At 49.6% G+C, this 15,412-nt stretch carries 15 protein-coding genes; 8 read left to right on the plus strand and 7 right to left on the minus strand.

Going from position 1 to position 15,412, the window contains the following annotated elements; genetic code table 11:
- Positions 1–23 precede the first annotated feature (23 nt).
- Positions 24–857 carry an S-formylglutathione hydrolase gene (gene fghA / locus ACSHWX_RS07620; protein WP_435667684.1) on the minus strand — a complete coding sequence of 278 codons (834 nt, stop codon included), beginning with the start codon at positions 855–857 and terminating at the stop codon, positions 24–26.
- A gap of 10 nt (positions 858–867) precedes the next feature.
- Positions 868–1,977: an S-(hydroxymethyl)glutathione dehydrogenase/class III alcohol dehydrogenase gene (locus tag ACSHWX_RS07625; protein ID WP_435667605.1), complete on the minus strand. Its 1,110-nt coding sequence runs from the start codon at positions 1,975–1,977 to the stop codon at positions 868–870.
- A 148-nt stretch (positions 1,978–2,125) separates the two neighbouring features.
- Here ACSHWX_RS07625 and ACSHWX_RS07630 point away from each other — a divergent pair, with 148 nt between their 5' ends.
- Both ACSHWX_RS07630 and ACSHWX_RS07635 read left to right on the plus strand, forming a co-directional pair.
- Positions 2,126–2,890, plus strand: coding sequence for a hypothetical protein (locus ACSHWX_RS07630; protein WP_435667606.1), 765 nt, complete (start codon positions 2,126–2,128; stop codon positions 2,888–2,890).
- The gene (locus ACSHWX_RS07635) at positions 2,887–3,900 is read left to right on the plus strand and encodes an aldose epimerase family protein (protein ID WP_435667607.1); all 1,014 of its coding nucleotides are present in this window, start codon (positions 2,887–2,889) and stop codon (positions 3,898–3,900) included. The genes ACSHWX_RS07630 and ACSHWX_RS07635 overlap by 4 nt, the downstream gene beginning before the upstream one ends.
- 53 nt (positions 3,901–3,953) lie before the next feature.
- On the opposite strand, the gene ACSHWX_RS07640 is transcribed toward ACSHWX_RS07635, so the two are convergent.
- On the minus strand, positions 3,954–4,787 hold the full coding sequence (locus ACSHWX_RS07640; RefSeq protein WP_435667608.1) for a hypothetical protein: 834 nt from the start codon (positions 4,785–4,787) through the stop codon (positions 3,954–3,956).
- On the minus strand, positions 4,784–6,715 hold the full coding sequence (locus ACSHWX_RS07645; protein ID WP_435667609.1) for a vWA domain-containing protein: 1,932 nt from the start codon (positions 6,713–6,715) through the stop codon (positions 4,784–4,786). Before ACSHWX_RS07645 ends, ACSHWX_RS07640 begins: the two co-directional genes overlap by 4 nt.
- 229 nt (positions 6,716–6,944) lie before the next feature.
- Between ACSHWX_RS07645 and ACSHWX_RS07650 the strand changes: the two genes are divergently transcribed.
- Positions 6,945–7,664 (plus strand): autoinducer binding domain-containing protein, encoded by a 720-nt coding sequence (locus ACSHWX_RS07650; protein ID WP_435667610.1) that lies wholly within the window; start codon positions 6,945–6,947, stop codon positions 7,662–7,664.
- Positions 7,665–7,773: 109 nt separating this feature from the next.
- On the opposite strand, the gene ACSHWX_RS07655 is transcribed toward ACSHWX_RS07650, so the two are convergent.
- Positions 7,774–8,940: a M20 aminoacylase family protein gene (locus tag ACSHWX_RS07655; RefSeq protein ID WP_435667611.1), complete on the minus strand. Its 1,167-nt coding sequence runs from the start codon at positions 8,938–8,940 to the stop codon at positions 7,774–7,776.
- Between the two features lie 297 nt (positions 8,941–9,237).
- On the opposite strand from ACSHWX_RS07655, the gene ACSHWX_RS07660 reads away from it, so the two are divergent.
- Complete coding sequence (locus ACSHWX_RS07660; protein ID WP_435667612.1) at positions 9,238–9,819, plus strand: ATP-dependent Clp protease proteolytic subunit; 582 nt, start codon at positions 9,238–9,240, stop codon at positions 9,817–9,819.
- 93 nt (positions 9,820–9,912) lie between these two features.
- On the opposite strand, the gene ACSHWX_RS07665 is transcribed toward ACSHWX_RS07660, so the two are convergent.
- A complete protein-coding gene (locus ACSHWX_RS07665) occupies positions 9,913–10,722 on the minus strand; it encodes an isocitrate lyase/PEP mutase family protein (protein WP_435667613.1) in 810 nt (269 codons plus the stop codon).
- A 263-nt stretch (positions 10,723–10,985) separates the two neighbouring features.
- On the opposite strand from ACSHWX_RS07665, the gene ACSHWX_RS07670 reads away from it, so the two are divergent.
- Positions 10,986–12,311 (plus strand): lipopolysaccharide biosynthesis protein, encoded by a 1,326-nt coding sequence (locus ACSHWX_RS07670; RefSeq protein WP_435667614.1) that lies wholly within the window; start codon positions 10,986–10,988, stop codon positions 12,309–12,311.
- A 12-nt stretch (positions 12,312–12,323) separates the two neighbouring features.
- Complete coding sequence (locus ACSHWX_RS07675; RefSeq protein WP_435667615.1) at positions 12,324–12,977, plus strand: NUDIX hydrolase; 654 nt, start codon at positions 12,324–12,326, stop codon at positions 12,975–12,977.
- Here ACSHWX_RS07675 and ACSHWX_RS07680 read toward each other — a convergent pair.
- On the minus strand, positions 12,974–13,645 hold the full coding sequence (locus ACSHWX_RS07680; RefSeq protein WP_435667616.1) for an NnrU family protein: 672 nt from the start codon (positions 13,643–13,645) through the stop codon (positions 12,974–12,976). The genes ACSHWX_RS07675 and ACSHWX_RS07680 overlap by 4 nt on opposite strands.
- A gap of 117 nt (positions 13,646–13,762) precedes the next feature.
- Here ACSHWX_RS07680 and rirA point away from each other — a divergent pair, with 117 nt between their 5' ends.
- Entirely contained in the window at positions 13,763–14,233 is a 471-nt protein-coding gene (gene rirA / locus ACSHWX_RS07685; protein WP_435667617.1) for an iron-responsive transcriptional regulator RirA, read from the plus strand.
- Between the two features lie 24 nt (positions 14,234–14,257).
- Positions 14,258–15,256, plus strand: a complete 999-nt coding sequence (locus tag ACSHWX_RS07690; RefSeq protein WP_435667618.1) for a YeiH family protein — start codon at positions 14,258–14,260, stop codon at positions 15,254–15,256.
- Positions 15,257–15,412: the final 156 nt, after the last annotated feature.

A 15,412-nucleotide genomic window follows, 5' to 3' on the forward strand; every position in this document is an offset into this window, starting at 1 on the left:
TGGGCGGCAATTGCCGCCCATCTCTATTTCAAGTGGTCTGCATGCCAAGCAATGTGTTCTGGCATAAAGGTGGAAATGAAGAAGTAAGAGTGATCATACCCTTCCTGAATACGGATAGTCGCATCAATTTCAGTGCCCCTGACCGCTTTAGCCAGCGCTTGCGGGCGACAACCCTCTTCCATGAATTGGTCTTTGTCGCCTTGGTCGACAAGAATTGGTGAAAAGCGATTGCCGTCGACAATCAAATCACACGCATCATATTGCCGCCAACCGGCCTCGTCAGTGCCAAGATATTTTTCAAACGATGGTTTGGACCAACTCGCTTCAGACGGGCGACAAATCGGCGCGAAAGCTGAACAGCTTCTGAATGTGTTTGGGTTTTTCAAAGCGATTGTTAATGCGCCATGCCCGCCCATGGAGTGCCCCATTATCGACTGCCGTGACATGTCAGCGTTAAACTTTTCGCCTATCAATTTTGGCAATTCGTCCACCAGATAGTCATACATATTGTAGTGTTTGTTGAACGGCTCCTGAGTGGCGTTCAGGTAAAATCCTGCGCCTTTGCCAAACTGCCAATTGTCCGGCTCGTCCGGCACATCGTCACCACGTGGAGAGGTATCAGGACACACAATAATGATGCCCATTTCAGCCGCCATCTGACGGTATTCGCCCTTATCCGTCACATTGGTATGGTTGCAGGTTAAGCCAGACAAATACCAAATGACGGGACAAGCTTGTGATTCAGCCTGCGGTGGCACAAACACTGCGAAAGTCATTTCGCAATTGCATGCCGAAGAGGCGTACGCATAAACCCCTTGCACGCCGCCATGGGCGCGGGTTTCAGAAACTGTTTGCATCATTTTCCTCTTAGTATTTCACAACGCCGCGAATGCTTTTACCTTGGCGCATCAAATCAAACCCGTCATTGATTTTATCAAGCCCCATCGTGTGGGTAATCATCGGATCGATTTCGATTTTACCGTCCATGTACCAATCAACGATTTTTGGCACATCAGTGCGCCCTTTTGCGCCACCAAATGCAGTGCCGCGCCAGTTGCGTCCTGTCACCAGTTGGAAAGGACGTGTTGCGATTTCTTGGCCTGCACCCGCCACACCAATGATGATCGATGTGCCCCACCCTTTGTGGCAGCACTCCAGCGCTTGGCGCATCACATTTACATTGCCAATACACTCGAACGAGTAATCAGCGCCCCCCTTCGTCAGATCGACGATATAAGGCACCAGGTCGCCCTCAACTTCGTTCGGGTTGACGAAGTGGGTCATGCCGAAACGTTCGCCCCATGCCTTACGGTCAGGGTTTAGATCGACCCCAACGATCATGTTGGCACCGGCAAGCCGAGCGCCTTGGATAACGTTAAGCCCGATTCCGCCCAAGCCAAACACCACGACATTGTCGCCGGGTTGAACTTTTGCGGTGTTGATCACCGCGCCAATGCCGGTGGTTACACCGCACCCGATATAGCAAATGCTTTCAAACGGCGCATCTTCGCGCACTTTAGCCAGCGCAATTTCAGGCACAACTGTATGGTTGGCGAACGTTGACGTGCCCATATAGTGAAAAGCGGGTTCGCCTTTGATTGAGAAGCGCGACGTGCCATCCGGCATCAATCCTTGGCCTTGCGTCGTGCGAATTTTTTGGCACAGATTCGTCTTGCCCGACGTGCAATAGTCGCATTCACGGCATTCTGGCGTATAGAGCGGAATAACATGGTCGCCTTTTTTAAGGCTAGTCACACCCGGGCCGATATCGACCACAACGCCAGCGCCTTCGTGGCCCAAAATGGCTGGAAAGATACCCTCCGGGTCCGCGCCGGACAGCGTAAATTCGTCCGTATGGCAAATGCCTGTTGCGCGGATTTCAACCAACACTTCGCCCTCTTTTGGGCCTTCAAGGTCCACATCGCAAATTTCAAGCGGTTTGCCTGCTTCAAATGCAACTGCTGCTCTGGTTTTCATCGGTTTCCTCCCAACAAGAATTCAAACTATGTTTGGTGCCCTATGGCACGTAAGAATCTGCTATTTGAAATCATGCTAGCAATGTGCGTAGCAGATCAACAGCACTGTTTTTGTGATGATTGGGATTTTGGTTTGATGGAAGGCTTGAATGTCCACTGAAATAAAGGCAAGGGCCATCTTTAGGCAAGTTGAATGTTTGATCTCAATGCACAAGTCCGGTGCGTTGGGGGGTGAACACATGCCCGAAGATGTCCACCCGAAATTGCCTGCCGATAGCGCGGAATTGCTGCATTATTTCACCCTTGGCATGTGCTTGAATTATCAACGCGACGCCTATGCTCTTTGGCAAGCTTGTACAAAAACGTTCAACGACAGTGTTCACAAGTGGGTTTTTGATCCAAAGCTGGCGGCATCTGCATCAACTGACACGCTGCGCCAAGCATTGCTGCACTACAAAGTTGCTTTACAGCCCAACCGCCATGTTCAGAACTGGCAACGGGTCGCCGCCGGTATCGTGAAACATAGCAACGCAGATATACGCCAGCTTTTAGAGCGCGAAGACTATGATATCGACAAAATCCGCACCTTTATCCAAACGCACAAAAGTAATTTTCCTTATTTAGCGGGTCCAAAAATCTGTAACTATTGGTTATATGTGTTGTTGCAATATACGTCATTGCCGTTGCAAAATAAGGCAGCGCTTTCGGTTGCGCCGGACAGGCATGTTATCAATGCGAGTTTGAAACTTGGATTGATTTCTGCGTCCCAATTTGAGCAAAATGATGTTGCTGATATTACCGCCAAATCATGGGAACTATCGCTGCAAGGATCGGGCCTTAACCCCATAGATATTCACACCCCATTGTGGCTTTGGAGCCGTTCTGGCTTTATTGAAATGACAGGTAAAATATGAGTTTAACGATTGAAACCATTGGCGAAATTGACAACAAGCCGTTCAAACGCGCCGTACTTAAAAGCGAACAAGCACAAGTTACAATCCTCTCGTTAGGTGGGATCACCCAAAGTTGGATCATTCCCGGTCCAACCGGTCCTTTGGACGTGGTTTTGGGCTATGATGATCCAAATGACTATTTAGATAACCCGGACTATTTTGGCACAACGGTGGGGCGGGTTGCCAACCGGATTAGCGGTGCGCAATTCGAACTTGACGGGAACGTCTATAAGCTCAGCGAAAACGGACCCGGCATGATGCTGCACGGCGGCGCTAAGGGGCTTTCGAAGCGCAATTGGGATTTGGAAGAAGCGGACGAGAACACTGTTCGCCTCACCTATTCTTCTCCCCATTTGGAGGAAGGATTTCCCGGCAATGTCGAGTTTGAAATGCTGATCAGCCTTAACAACGCAAAATTGAGTTACGACATTAAAGCGCGACCAGACCGACCAACCCCGATTAATTTTGCCCAACACAATTACTACAACTTGCTGGGAGATGGCTCGAACCGCGACCATCAACTCCAAGTGTTGGCCGATCAATATACACCGCTTGGCGATGACCTTTTGCCCACGGGCGAGATCAAATCTGTCAAAGGCACGCGCTTTGATTTTCGCAATGCCAAGACGTTGATTGACGCTGATCCCGAACAACTTGGCGTTGACCTTGCATATGTTCTGCCCGCAGATCGCGACCATGATGAAGCGATTGCACATGTTTGTGCCCCAAATGGCGTAAAGCTAAAAATATGGTCAGACCAGCCTTGCTTACAAACATATAGTGGCAACAATCAAAGCGTGTTGAGTAGCGGCAAAAGAGCAAGAAAATTCGGACTGCTATCTGCGATTTGTCTTGAGCCACAAAAACACTCCAACGCGGTAAATACGCCAGCATTTCCAAGCATTATTTGCACACCTGAAAAACCATATTCCTATCAGACGAGTGTTGAGATATCAGCGGATGGTACGTAGCCAGAACAAAACTGGCGCGGTGTGCAGTTTTTGCTGACCGCGCCTTGATAATCTTAATCACTAACGCGCACAAAATGCCCGCGCACATCGGCCACACACATGGTTGAACCACCGGCCATTTTTGCCAATGCTTCTGCTAAGTTCATTTGCACATTAGCCCACACCGCCACTTTGGTGGGTGATAAAGCGTTCATCCCATAACGCACTTTAACGGCAATGCCCGCTTGACGCGCTTGTTCGCCGCCAAATTCGTAAATCTCCGAGATATACCCCCTGTTCCCTACACGTTTCCAGCTATGCACGCCAAGTTCGGACGAAAAATCGGTTGGATGATAGGGGCTGGAAAAGACAACGCTGTTGCTAAACGATTGGCCGATGCTTTGGCTTGCCATATTATCAAGTCCGGGAGGGCAGCCCGTGACTTTTTGGTCTGTCATCTCAGATTTCCAGGTGCCATTTTTAAGCGTAATTTGATTATCGGAGACGCCTTCAAACAAGTCGAGTGGCATTGTTTCAGGCAAGTCAGCAATATCAATTGGCAACACTTTGCGCATTTCATCAATCGTTACCAACCGTTCCGCATCAGTCATTGGCCGGATGATATCGACATTGCCATCCCCACCCAATTGACGGTCAATATCCTCCAGCGCCCCTGTAGCAATGCGGGCTGGTTTGCCTTTTTCTAAAATAATCGCAGTCGGTTTTGCCCCACCCTCAAGGGTAAATGCCGGGTCGATGGCCAAAATGGCCTGTTCAAACGAGACAGGTTTTTGTTCAAATTTTGGCTGACCCTGTGCATCAATCGTTACGATAATTGCATCGCCATCTGCGGCTAGGGCCGTGGAACTGGAAAGTGCAAAAACGGTCGCTAGGAAGATTTTTCTCACTGGTTGTCCTCATCTATGCGGGTCAAAATTTCCTCAATGTCATCGGTCGAAAGCTTGCGATATCCGATCGGGATTTCCCTCAAGCTTGTCGCGATGATTTCAAATTGTGCGCGTTCGTCGCCAATGGCATTTTCATTGCGACACAACTCGCCGCGCGGCACTGCAATGCAAGGCCCGCTTTTGGCGTCCCACATGCGTTGATTTAGGGCGACAATGAACGGATTGGGATCATCTGACCGTTTTACCAAAACCAATGTGGGGTGCGTTGCAACGGTTCCACCGGCGGTGGTGTAAAAATAGGGTTCTTCAGCCGACCAGCCTTTGGCCATGCTCCAATTTAGCTGCACACGCGGGTCCGAAAAACCGCATATCGCTTGTTCAACGCAATTATATTTGAAGTCAAACGAAGCCACGCTACCCGCTTGTTCTTGCGCCGCAGCTTGTTCTTGAGCAAGTTCCTCTTCGCTCATCATTGTGGATGGGTCTTCACCGCCAGAAGCATCCTCGCCCCCGCCCATTTCTATGGGCGCCACCGCGTCGTCATCATCTTCGCCAATGGTGTTTGCGCTCTCAGGTAAAAGTTGCACACCGCCCAAATAATAGGTCGCCTGATAGTCTCGATTGACCTCCAAAATATAGTCACCGGGCGGCAAGTCAGCAGGCAACGCGAATGGTTGTCCTTTTTCCGCATAAATTGAAGTCACCTCTTCTTCTGCCATGTTGCGGATAACAATCATGTCTCCTGCGCGACCACCGTCCGAAAGTTGAAGCATCGGCGCACCCGGGGTCACCGGACCTAACTCGATAATATGCAAATCGACTGGCGCCAGAGTGAACTCCAGTCGCACAACCTCTTGCCTCAAACTATAGGCATCTGCCACATAAAGCGCGTCATATTCACCGGGATCAAGCACGGCCAACATGGCCACTTCGGCCTGCGCCTCGGCTGACAATAATTCGTCCTCATCTTTGCCCCCGCGCGGCACAATCCGGATGCGATCATCAGACCCAATGTTGGCAAGCCCAACTTTAAAGCGTATATCCTCGCCCACTCTAGGGGTGCCCAATAGCGCCAGTTCAGCATTTACCTCGGGCCGTTTGGCCCAAATTGTAAACTCAGTTTGCCCACCGCGTTCAACCTTAACCGATGCTTCCCCTTGCGCTTGGCCGGTGCCAACATCAAAAGACACGCCAACTTGGTATTCCCCTTCAGCAAGATCAAATTTCGCATTGGTGATTTCGGTCTCTTGTGTTCGGGTCTGCCCGTCCAAACTGTTGAACACCCACACGGTTCGTCCATATTGAGAAATTTCATCGCCTTCCAAAATGGCGGATAGCGAAATTGTTCGCTTAATCGGCCCATCGCTAATCTTGTCCGCGTCCAATTGGGTCACGTCCGTTAAAGCCTTGGTCAGACCTTCAGCATCAGAAACATCAAAATACTTGCCACCAGTATTTGCCGCCAAACACTCCAGTTGTGCTTTATCTTCAGGTGCAGCTACATCAAAGCCCACCACATGAGCGGTGAAATCCACCCCTAAACGTTCCAGCTCCTGCCCAACAGCACAGGGATCAAGTTGGCAGGTTTCTTTGCCATCAGAGAGCAAAATCACGGTCGCCCGCTCTTCGGTAAACCGCAACTGCTCTGCCGCCATTTTTACCGCCGCAGAAAGCGGCGTTTTCCCTTTTGGTACAAGTTCTTGCACCAGTTTACCAAGGTTTAGCGAGGCACCGGGTGCTGGCGTCGAAATCAACTCAATATCGCTGCAATCGCCTTTGCGGCGATGGCCATAGGCAATAAGACCAGCATTGACCGACTGGGCGTCCCATCGGCCAGAAAGATCGTTGAACACCTCCCGTGCCAACTCAATCTTTGTGAGTCCCTCAATCTGCCCCCACATGGAACCAGAGGCATCAAAAACCACCATTATATCGGTTCTCTCTTGTCCGGTGGCTATTCCGGAGCCCAGCAGAAAGGACATCACTATCGGAACAAAAACCTTGGATAAGAATTTGAAATTTCGCACGAATAAGCACCCCGCTTGACCCAGAAACTGAGGCGAAATATGCTTCGGCGCGAGGCAACGAACAAGCTATGGATTTCCTTAGGGGCACACCAAAGCCTGGTTGACCGGTCTAAACTTGAAGGTCATGCATGTGTTAAACCAATTGGCTTGTGAATTTATTGAAGGTCTACAAGCCCAGAGCTCTCAATCTCAAATCTGGGCGCATAGCGCGAAATTTTTTGCGCAGTTTGGTTTTGAGGGGATCGTCTATCTGGATCAAAAGGGCGACGATGTTAATTTCATGTCCAGCTTGCCTGATTATTGGGTAGAGCATTATCGCGATCAAAACTACCACCTTATCGATCCGTTTGTTCCCGTTTGCTGCGCGCAGTTTGAAACCATTTTGACCGGGGTCACATTTATGGATCGCCATAAAAGCATGACCTCTGCTCAGAGAAACTTTGTGCGCGAGGCAGGCGAAACAGGATTTATCTCTGGCTTTTCAGTTCCTTTTCGCAAAATTGGCAAGGAAGGTGCTGGGGGCTGGAATTTCTTATCTGACAAGTCTGGTGGCGACACTATTGCGCTTCACAATCAACACGGTTCAACAATAGAACTGGCCAGCTTTTGTGCGCACCAAGCCATAAGTCGAGCCAAAAAATCAGCTGATCATTCACAGCTTAGTCCGCGCGAAATCGAGACGTTGCAATGGCTCAGCAAAGGCCTGCGCTCCCAACAAATTGCTCATAAAATGAATGTGAAACAGGTGACCATTGAGTTTCATTTTCGCAATGCCCGTCAAAAACTTGGCGCCGCGACCCGCGAGCAAGCTCTAGCCATCGCGTTGGCTCAAAATCTCATTCAGCCATAAAGCGCCTGGTCTGTTGTAGCTCTCCATTCCAAACCAACACCACCATGTTTCGCAAACAAAAAAGCCCTAGCAGAGCTAGGGCTTTTGCCAAAATACACAATTCGGTTTGTTAAGCAGGCATGCCTTTTTCGACAAGTTTCACCATGTACGAACAACCGGTCGGGATGATCTCGTCGTTAAAGTCATAATCAGGGTGATGCACCCCGGCGGTGTCGCCCTGCCCTAAAAAGATATATGCGCCTGGACGTGCGTTGAGCATGAAGGAGAAATCTTCTGCCCCCATTACCGGATCGGTATCGTTTACAACGCGGTCTTCACCAACAATTTCCTTGGCGACTTCCACCGCAAAATCGGTTTGGGCGGCGTGGTTGATCGTCACTGGGTATTCTCTGTTATATTGAACAGAAATCTCCGCGCCGTGCATTTCACCAATGGACTTACAAATTTGCTTGATCCGCTCTTCAGCAATATCGCGAATTTCTTCGTCCAGTGTGCGCACAGTGCCGGAAAGTTTTGCAGTCTGAGGAATAACGTTGTCCGTATCGCCACCATGGAATGTGGTGACGGATACCACAACGGATTTGAGAGGATCAGTGTTGCGCGAAGCAATTTTTTGGAATGCCTGCACCAAATCAGTGCCAATAATAATCGGGTCAATGCCAGAATGTGGACGCGCGGCATGCGCCCCTTTGCCTACAATATCGATATAGAATGTATCAGCAGCGGCCATCAATGGACCCGTACGTGTCGCAATGTGGCCTACTTCACGTCCTGGTGCGTTGTGAAGCCCATAGACTTCATCGACATTGAAACGATCCATCATACCGTCTTGGACCATTTCATTGCCGCCACCGCCGCCTTCTTCAGCCGGCTGGAAAATCATGATGGCCGTGCCGTCGAAATTGCGCGTCTCGGCCAGATATTTAGCTGCACCCAACAGAATAGTCGTGTGCCCATCATGGCCGCAAGCGTGCATAACGCCGGGATTGGTCGATTTATAGTCGTGTGGTTGTGCCTCTTCAATCGGCAACGCATCCATGTCGGCGCGCAAGCCGATGGTTTTGCCAGATTTGTTTGTTTTGCCTTTTATCACCGCAACAACGCCAGTGCGCCCAATGCCCGTCACAACTTCATCAACACCAAATTCCTTGAGCTTTTCAGCCACCAACGCTGCGGTGCGGTGTTCGTTAAAACCAAGCTCCGGATGGGCGTGGATATCTTGGCGGATCTCTGTCAGTTCATCATGAAATTCAGCAATACGATTGATAATAGGCATCTTCGTTCCCTAAATGTCGGGCACCCTAATTGGTGCAACCAATTTTAAAGCCATTCGATCACGACTTTTTTGTGAATGCAATTGCTTAAATTGCATCAAGTTATGCGCGATCACGCAATGTTGCCTTGAAGCGGGTGGCAACAGCCACTAGATGGGTAAGATGCGATTTACGATAAGTTTAGGCGAATCATAAACTGTTCGATTAAAAGTACATTGTGCCTTAGATTGGGCACCTTAAACTAAGCATGACCAGGGTTCTTAGACAAAGACCCAAAGCTGATTACAGGATGAAGAGACATGGCTGAAGAAAAAGATAAACCGAAAGACGAACAAGACAACGCATCGGTCGAAAAATTGCTTTTCAAAAGCCGTAACGTGCTGATCACTGGCGAGATCAATGATAAAATAGCACGCGAAGCGACCGCACGCCTGCTTGCATTGGCCGAAGATGGCGATGACCCGATTAATGTCTTTGTATCGTCACCAGGCGGCCATGTTGAAAGTGGCGACATGGTGCATGACATTATCAAGTTCATCAAACCAACAGTTCGCACCATCGGTTCTGGCTGGGTTGCAAGCGCTGGCGCATTGATCTTTATCGGTGCAAAAAAAGAAAATCGACTTTGCTTGCCCAACACGCGCTTTTTGATGCACCAACCTGCTGGTGGCGTTGGCGGACAAGTTTCCGACATTCAAATTCAGGCCGAACAAATCAAGCAAATGCGTCGCCGGTTTGAAGAATTGTTTGCTTTGGCAACAGGCAAAACGCCTGAAGAAATCGAAAAAGATACTAAGCGCGATTTCTGGCTGAACACTGACGAAGCTTTGGCTTATGGCCTTTTAGGCAAAGTCATTAAAAGTGCAGCAGAATTGACGTAATACATTGATCAAACTTTGAATTAAAACGCGCCCATGTGGCGCGTTTTTTGTTTTGGGGCGTAAGAAATGAACAATCCGCCACGCTCATATCCCCTAACGTTTGGTCAGCTTTTCAATTTCCGCACCAGAAATTGACTTTCCCAACAACGAAAATTCACCATTGTTGAACATGGCATTTGCAGCATCATGAATTGCACGATGGGTAACCCGCGCTAGACTTGAACCTAAGCTGATCCGCGCAACGCCTGCGTTGGCATAATCTTTAACGGTGTTTTGTGTAAACGGTCCGGCGCAAATCGCATTGACTGGCCCGTCCACTTCCCGGCAGATGCGGGCAACATCGTCCATTGTGCCCGGCATTGGGGCAAACAATACGCCAGCACCAGCTTTTCGGAATGCTTGCAAACGTCTTATTGCTTCATCCAAACTATATTTGCCGTGCATCACGCCATCTGCGCGCGCTGTTAGCACGAAATCATAGGGCAGCGCCTTCGCCGCCTCGGCTGCGGCCTCGATCCGTTCAACAGCCTGTTCAAACCCATATGGCTCAGCTGTTGGCAAATCCATATCTTCAATCCCACAACCAGCAATTCCAATTTTTCCCGACGCCTGAATGGTTTGCACCACATCTTCAAGCGTTGGGCCAAAACCGTTTTCAAAATCACCATTCAATGGCACAGCAACTGCTGAATTTAGTTCGTCGGCATGGCTTAGGGCATCATCGCGCGAAATCTCGCCCAAATCGCCAACACCTTTAACGAATGCCAGAGCGGCGGACGATGTTGCCACGGCCTGTGCGCCCATCGCCTCCAACATACGCGCGGAGCCAATGTCCCACGCATTTGCCAGTATGAACGGGTTTCCGGGTTGGTGCAGTTTTGCAAATGCAGATGGGTGCGTCATTTCATTCTCCAAAGATAATTAGGTCAACATCATTGACCCAATACTATCATATGGAAGGTTTCGCACAATCGAAGATCAGGCGTTTGTCGCAAAATCTTGCCAATTGAGGTTTTCCAATCCCTCGCGAAAGGTAAAACGGGCATATTCGCGTGGGGAAATATCTAAGAATTACCAAGAATTAATCCGAATGGCGGTATTGTTTTCTCGTCCACGCGATTTGCGTCGGCAGACCAACGCGCCGCAAGAATAAGGGCAATCACTCCATGGGCATACGGCAACAACTCGCATCAAAGTCCGTAATCCTTTTCGCCATTCGAATTGCAGGCGCTGGCACAATATTTTTGGTGCAAGCCGCCATTGCCCGTTTTTGGGGAACCGGATCGCTTGGCGAATATTTGGTGGCCATCGCCACCATCAACTTGTTGGCGATCACATTGCCTTTGGGCTTACAAACTGTGGGTTCCTACTTCGCAGCTGAATATGCCGCTAAGAATGATGGCGCAAGCCTTATTCGATTTGCCAAACTCGCCTACGGCTTGACCCTTTTTCCGGGGATATTGATCACCATCATTGGCTGCATGTTGGTGCCAAACCTTGGCGAAATCGGGAAAACGATGTCCATGCTGTGGGTACCGATTAGTTTGATGTCCGTCGGGGCGGCGGTTTATTACATCAATGCTGGGATATTGGTGGGGCTGAAACGACCATTTGCTGGACTGTTGGTCGATACAACTTTTCGCCCTTTGATTGTGGTTGGCGCTCTAATTGCCAGTTATTTTATCGCTGCGCCAGATGATCGCGTTTTGATGCTTTTGTGGATATTGGCCAGCTTTTATTGCTTGGTGATCGCAATCCAACTGTTGGTGACAGTCAAAGCATTGCTCAATCTCCCCCAAACGGCGACGCAGACCGAACCACAGTTTAAACGCTGGTTTTATTTCGCCCTCCCCTGGATCATCATTACCTTGTCGACCGACTTTTTCTTTGATGCAGACCTTTTGATGCTCACGGCATTTTTGCCCAAGGATCAAATTGCTGTTTTTGGGGTATGCACACGCATTTTCGTTTTGGCCTCGTTTGGCATCAGTGCGGTTTATGCCGTCACCATGCCCAACATTATGGAGCGTGTTTCAGCCAACAACCAAGATGGGTTGGATAAAGTCATACTAGATTCAAATTTGGTCGCGACTGGGCTGGCCATTATTTTGGCGCTCGGCGTCGCCATTGCGAGCCCCTTGGTTTTGATGCTGTTCGGCAAGGACTTTTCGGGTGGCTATTGGCCCCTCCTCATCCTATGCGTTAGTTTGGTGGTGCGCGCTGTTTTCGGCCCCGGCCCGCTCATATTGTCATCGAAAAATCGACCCTATGCGGTGCTACCCTCTGTTGCGCTTGGCCTTGGTATGTTGCTGATTGCAAATATTGTGTTGGTGCCAAGTTTGGGGCTCACTGGGGCGGCAATTGGTGCTGTCATGTCCTATTTAGTTGGATCATTTATGGTCTGGCGAACCACAAAAAAACTAACAGATATAGATGTTTCAATTTTCCCAGTGGTTGGACGGATTTTGGGAAGAAGCTCCACAAATACTTAGAGAGAAATTGCAATGCTTGATCAAAACGACAGACCAACACCGTGGACAATCCTTGAAAGCAAAACACGGGTCAAAGACAAGTGGATTAATCTTAGAACCGATAAATGTCAGGCCACCAATGGCGACATAGTCGAGCCCTATCATGTGCTCGAATACGGCAATTGGGTGAACGTGGTTCCGTTTTGTGCTGACAGTATGGAGCTGATCTTGGTTGATGAATATCGACATGGCATCGGCATGCCTGTGCTCGGACTTTGCGGCGGTGCTGTAGATAAGGAAGATGGCACAGACCCTCAAATTGCAGCAGAAGCAGCCGCGATAAGGGAAATGCGTGAGGAAACGGGCCACCAGGTTTCGCTCGCCGCCTGTGTACTCAAATCCATGCCCAACCCTGCTTTACAAAACAATTGGGTTTATTGCTTTGTCGCATTTGATGCCCAAAACGTTGGGGCTCCATCCTTTGATGAAGGGCATGGTGAGTTTTGCGTAACCGTAAAGCGCAACTTGATTGACGTTCTCACTCAAATTTCCAGTGGCGAACTGCAAATGCCAGCGATGCATGTGGCCGCGCTTTGGTCTGCGGCACAATTTATCCTGAAGTCCGACACGCTGCCGCAATCAGCGGTGCCTTTGCGCGATGACCTTAAGCGTTATTTACTGGGTTAGAAATAGGCGAGCGGGCTAACACCAATTGCGAATTCATGGGCGAAAAGCAAAACGAAGAATGCCAAGACACCCGCAACAATCTCAGCAATCAACTTGAAGCTCATCGCACGTTTTATCCGCGCCGGTAGCGGTCCAGTTGTGAGCGATGAAAACTTGGCAAAGGCTTCAGGGCTGAGTTTGTTGCGCGCGCGTTTTTCAACGGCTCTCATGCCGATAAAACTAAACGCCAACATGCCGCCAAATAGGATCAGCCCAATCACATCTCCATTGACCAACAGATGGGCCAACGACCAGAGCAAAAACGTCAATACAATTGGGTGACGGACCAACGCCAGAATGCCGGGGCTATCTATATCAGTCTCGCCGCCGCGAAATGCAATTGAAAGCGAATTCGCTCGGGTTACAGCGCTTGCAAATAAAATGCACGAAACCAACATGATCAATATAGCGAGCGCAACCGTAAATTGGGTCGTGGGCCAAAGCCCGATATAGGGCGCGTTTTGGGCAGCAATAATCAGCCAAACGAGCAGACCGATGGACGCAATTGAATATGCGGCCATGTAAATTTTACGGCCAAATCTATCCATACCCCAATCCCGAAAACCAGTGGCGCGTGGCAATGTGTGCGCACCAAGAAATGCAGCAAGTGCGGTAATAAAGTTGATCATGATTCATCCATTGACTATTTTGTTCATTTGCAGCGGATGCACGGTCTGGGTCAATGCGGCATTTCACCTTTTAAATTTAGCTGCTATAAAGATGACAATTGCAGTAAGGATTCATCTATGCGCCTAACCAAACAATCCAATTATGCCATTCGCATTTTGATGTATTGCGCCAGCAATGACGGTTTAAGTCGCATTGGGGAAATCGCCTCATTTTATGATATTTCAGAAACCTTCCTGTTTAAAATTCTTCAAATTTTGAACCATTCTGGGTTCGTGCAAACTGTGCGTGGCCGCCATGGTGGTATCAAACTCAAACGCCCGGCAGCTGACATAAAATTGGGCGAAGTTGTTCGCGCGACAGAAGACAATTTTGCCCTTGCGGAATGTTTTGAAGGCGGTGGCGATATTTCTTGCCCCCTTACCGGCACATGCGGACTTAACCATGCGCTGCACCGCGCACTGGATGCTTTCCTGTCCGTTTTGGACGAGTATACGATTGAAGATTTGACCGACAATCGCCGGAATATCAACGTCCTGCTGCAATTCGAAAATGCAATTCGCGACGCACCCAAGAAAGTCCAAGCGTAGCTATTTACCAAGTTGGATTTTGTTGTGACAGGTCTTAAACACTCAGTGTTGAACAATTGGCGTGGGGTGCTGCTTTGCGGTGCAATCGCTGTCGTCGCGATATTTCTGGCGTCAAATTATGGCGCACCGGTCATGGTGTTCGCGCTATTGTTGGGCATCGCGTTCAACTTTGTTTCACCTACGGGCAACATAATCGGCGGTGTCAATTTTGCTTCCAGCACATTGCTCAAAATAGGCGTCGCCCTATTGGGTGCACGCATCACCCTATCTGACGTATTGGCCCTCGGCCCTGTTCCTCTTATCGTCGTGATTGTTTGCCTTTTCAGCACCATTGGGGTGGGTGTTCTCGTCTCAACTTTATTCGGGCGCAACAAGGCGTTTGGATTATTAACGGGGGGCGCTGTGGGCATTTGCGGCGCGTCGGCCGCTCTGGCACTTACCTCCATCTTGCCCAAAGGCAAAGATGGTATTGGCGAGCAAGATACGATCTTCACCGTCATCGCCGTCACCACGCTTAGCACGGTCGCCATGGTCTTTTACCCGCTGATCATCGCCTATTGGGGCATTGAAGACCAAGCCGCAGGCGTATTTTTGGGCGCCACTATCCATGATGTGGCCCAAGTCGTGGGCGCGGGTTACTCCATTTCAGAAAGTGTGGGGGACGTATCAACCATCGTCAAATTGTTCCGCGTGGCCATGTTGGTGCCCGTCATCGCTGCCATCAGTTTTTTCGTTTTTAGCAGTGCGACCGGAGAACCTTCCGTGCGAAAACAGTTCCCGATGTTTCTCGCATGGTTCGTATTACTCGCCGCGCTGAACTCGGTGGGTTGGATCCCTCAATCTGTGGGGTCTGTTTTGGGCGAATTGTCCAAACTCGCGCTTGTGATGGCAATCGCCGGGTTAGGTGTCAAAACCTCGCTGAAAAAGCTGATTGAGGTGGGTCCCGTTTCCATGGCCATCGTGGTTATCGAAACCATCTGGATCGCCTTGATCGCAATTGTTGGATTGCAGTTTATTGGGTAATTGAAGTTGAAATGCCTCAAGGGTTTGGCTATCCACCGATCACCCTACCCCCATTCGTCACCCTCGTGCTCGACACGAGGGTCCATTCTGAGACTGCAATTACGTCCAGATACCAAGTCACTCACTTCGCTGCAAACGCTTCATGGATACTCGGGT

Source organism: Maritalea sp. (genome assembly GCF_051251695.1).
Lineage (GTDB): Bacteria > Pseudomonadota > Alphaproteobacteria > Rhizobiales > Devosiaceae > Maritalea.

Excerpts from the sequence above, each read along its gene's own strand:
- ACSHWX_RS07660 (WP_435667612.1), top strand. The coding sequence starts at position 9,238 with ATGGCTGAAGAAAAAGATAAACCGAAAGACGAACAAGACAACGCATCG.
- ACSHWX_RS07670 (WP_435667614.1), top strand. The coding sequence starts at position 10,986 with ATGGGCATACGGCAACAACTCGCATCAAAGTCCGTAATCCTTTTCGCC.
- ACSHWX_RS07665 (WP_435667613.1), bottom strand. The coding sequence starts at position 10,722 with ATGACGCACCCATCTGCATTTGCAAAACTGCACCAACCCGGAAACCCG.
- ACSHWX_RS07680 (WP_435667616.1), bottom strand. The coding sequence starts at position 13,645 with ATGATCAACTTTATTACCGCACTTGCTGCATTTCTTGGTGCGCACACA.
- ACSHWX_RS07625 (WP_435667605.1), bottom strand. The coding sequence starts at position 1,977 with ATGAAAACCAGAGCAGCAGTTGCATTTGAAGCAGGCAAACCGCTTGAA.
- ACSHWX_RS07645 (WP_435667609.1), bottom strand. The coding sequence starts at position 6,715 with ATGGTGGTTTTTGATGCCTCTGGTTCCATGTGGGGGCAGATTGAGGGA.
- ACSHWX_RS07635 (WP_435667607.1), top strand. The coding sequence starts at position 2,887 with ATGAGTTTAACGATTGAAACCATTGGCGAAATTGACAACAAGCCGTTC.
- ACSHWX_RS07630 (WP_435667606.1), top strand. The coding sequence starts at position 2,126 with ATGTCCACTGAAATAAAGGCAAGGGCCATCTTTAGGCAAGTTGAATGT.
- fghA (WP_435667684.1), bottom strand. The coding sequence starts at position 857 with ATGCAAACAGTTTCTGAAACCCGCGCCCATGGCGGCGTGCAAGGGGTT.
- ACSHWX_RS07675 (WP_435667615.1), top strand. The coding sequence starts at position 12,324 with ATGCTTGATCAAAACGACAGACCAACACCGTGGACAATCCTTGAAAGC.
- rirA (WP_435667617.1), top strand. The coding sequence starts at position 13,763 with ATGCGCCTAACCAAACAATCCAATTATGCCATTCGCATTTTGATGTAT.
- ACSHWX_RS07655 (WP_435667611.1), bottom strand. The coding sequence starts at position 8,940 with ATGCCTATTATCAATCGTATTGCTGAATTTCATGATGAACTGACAGAG.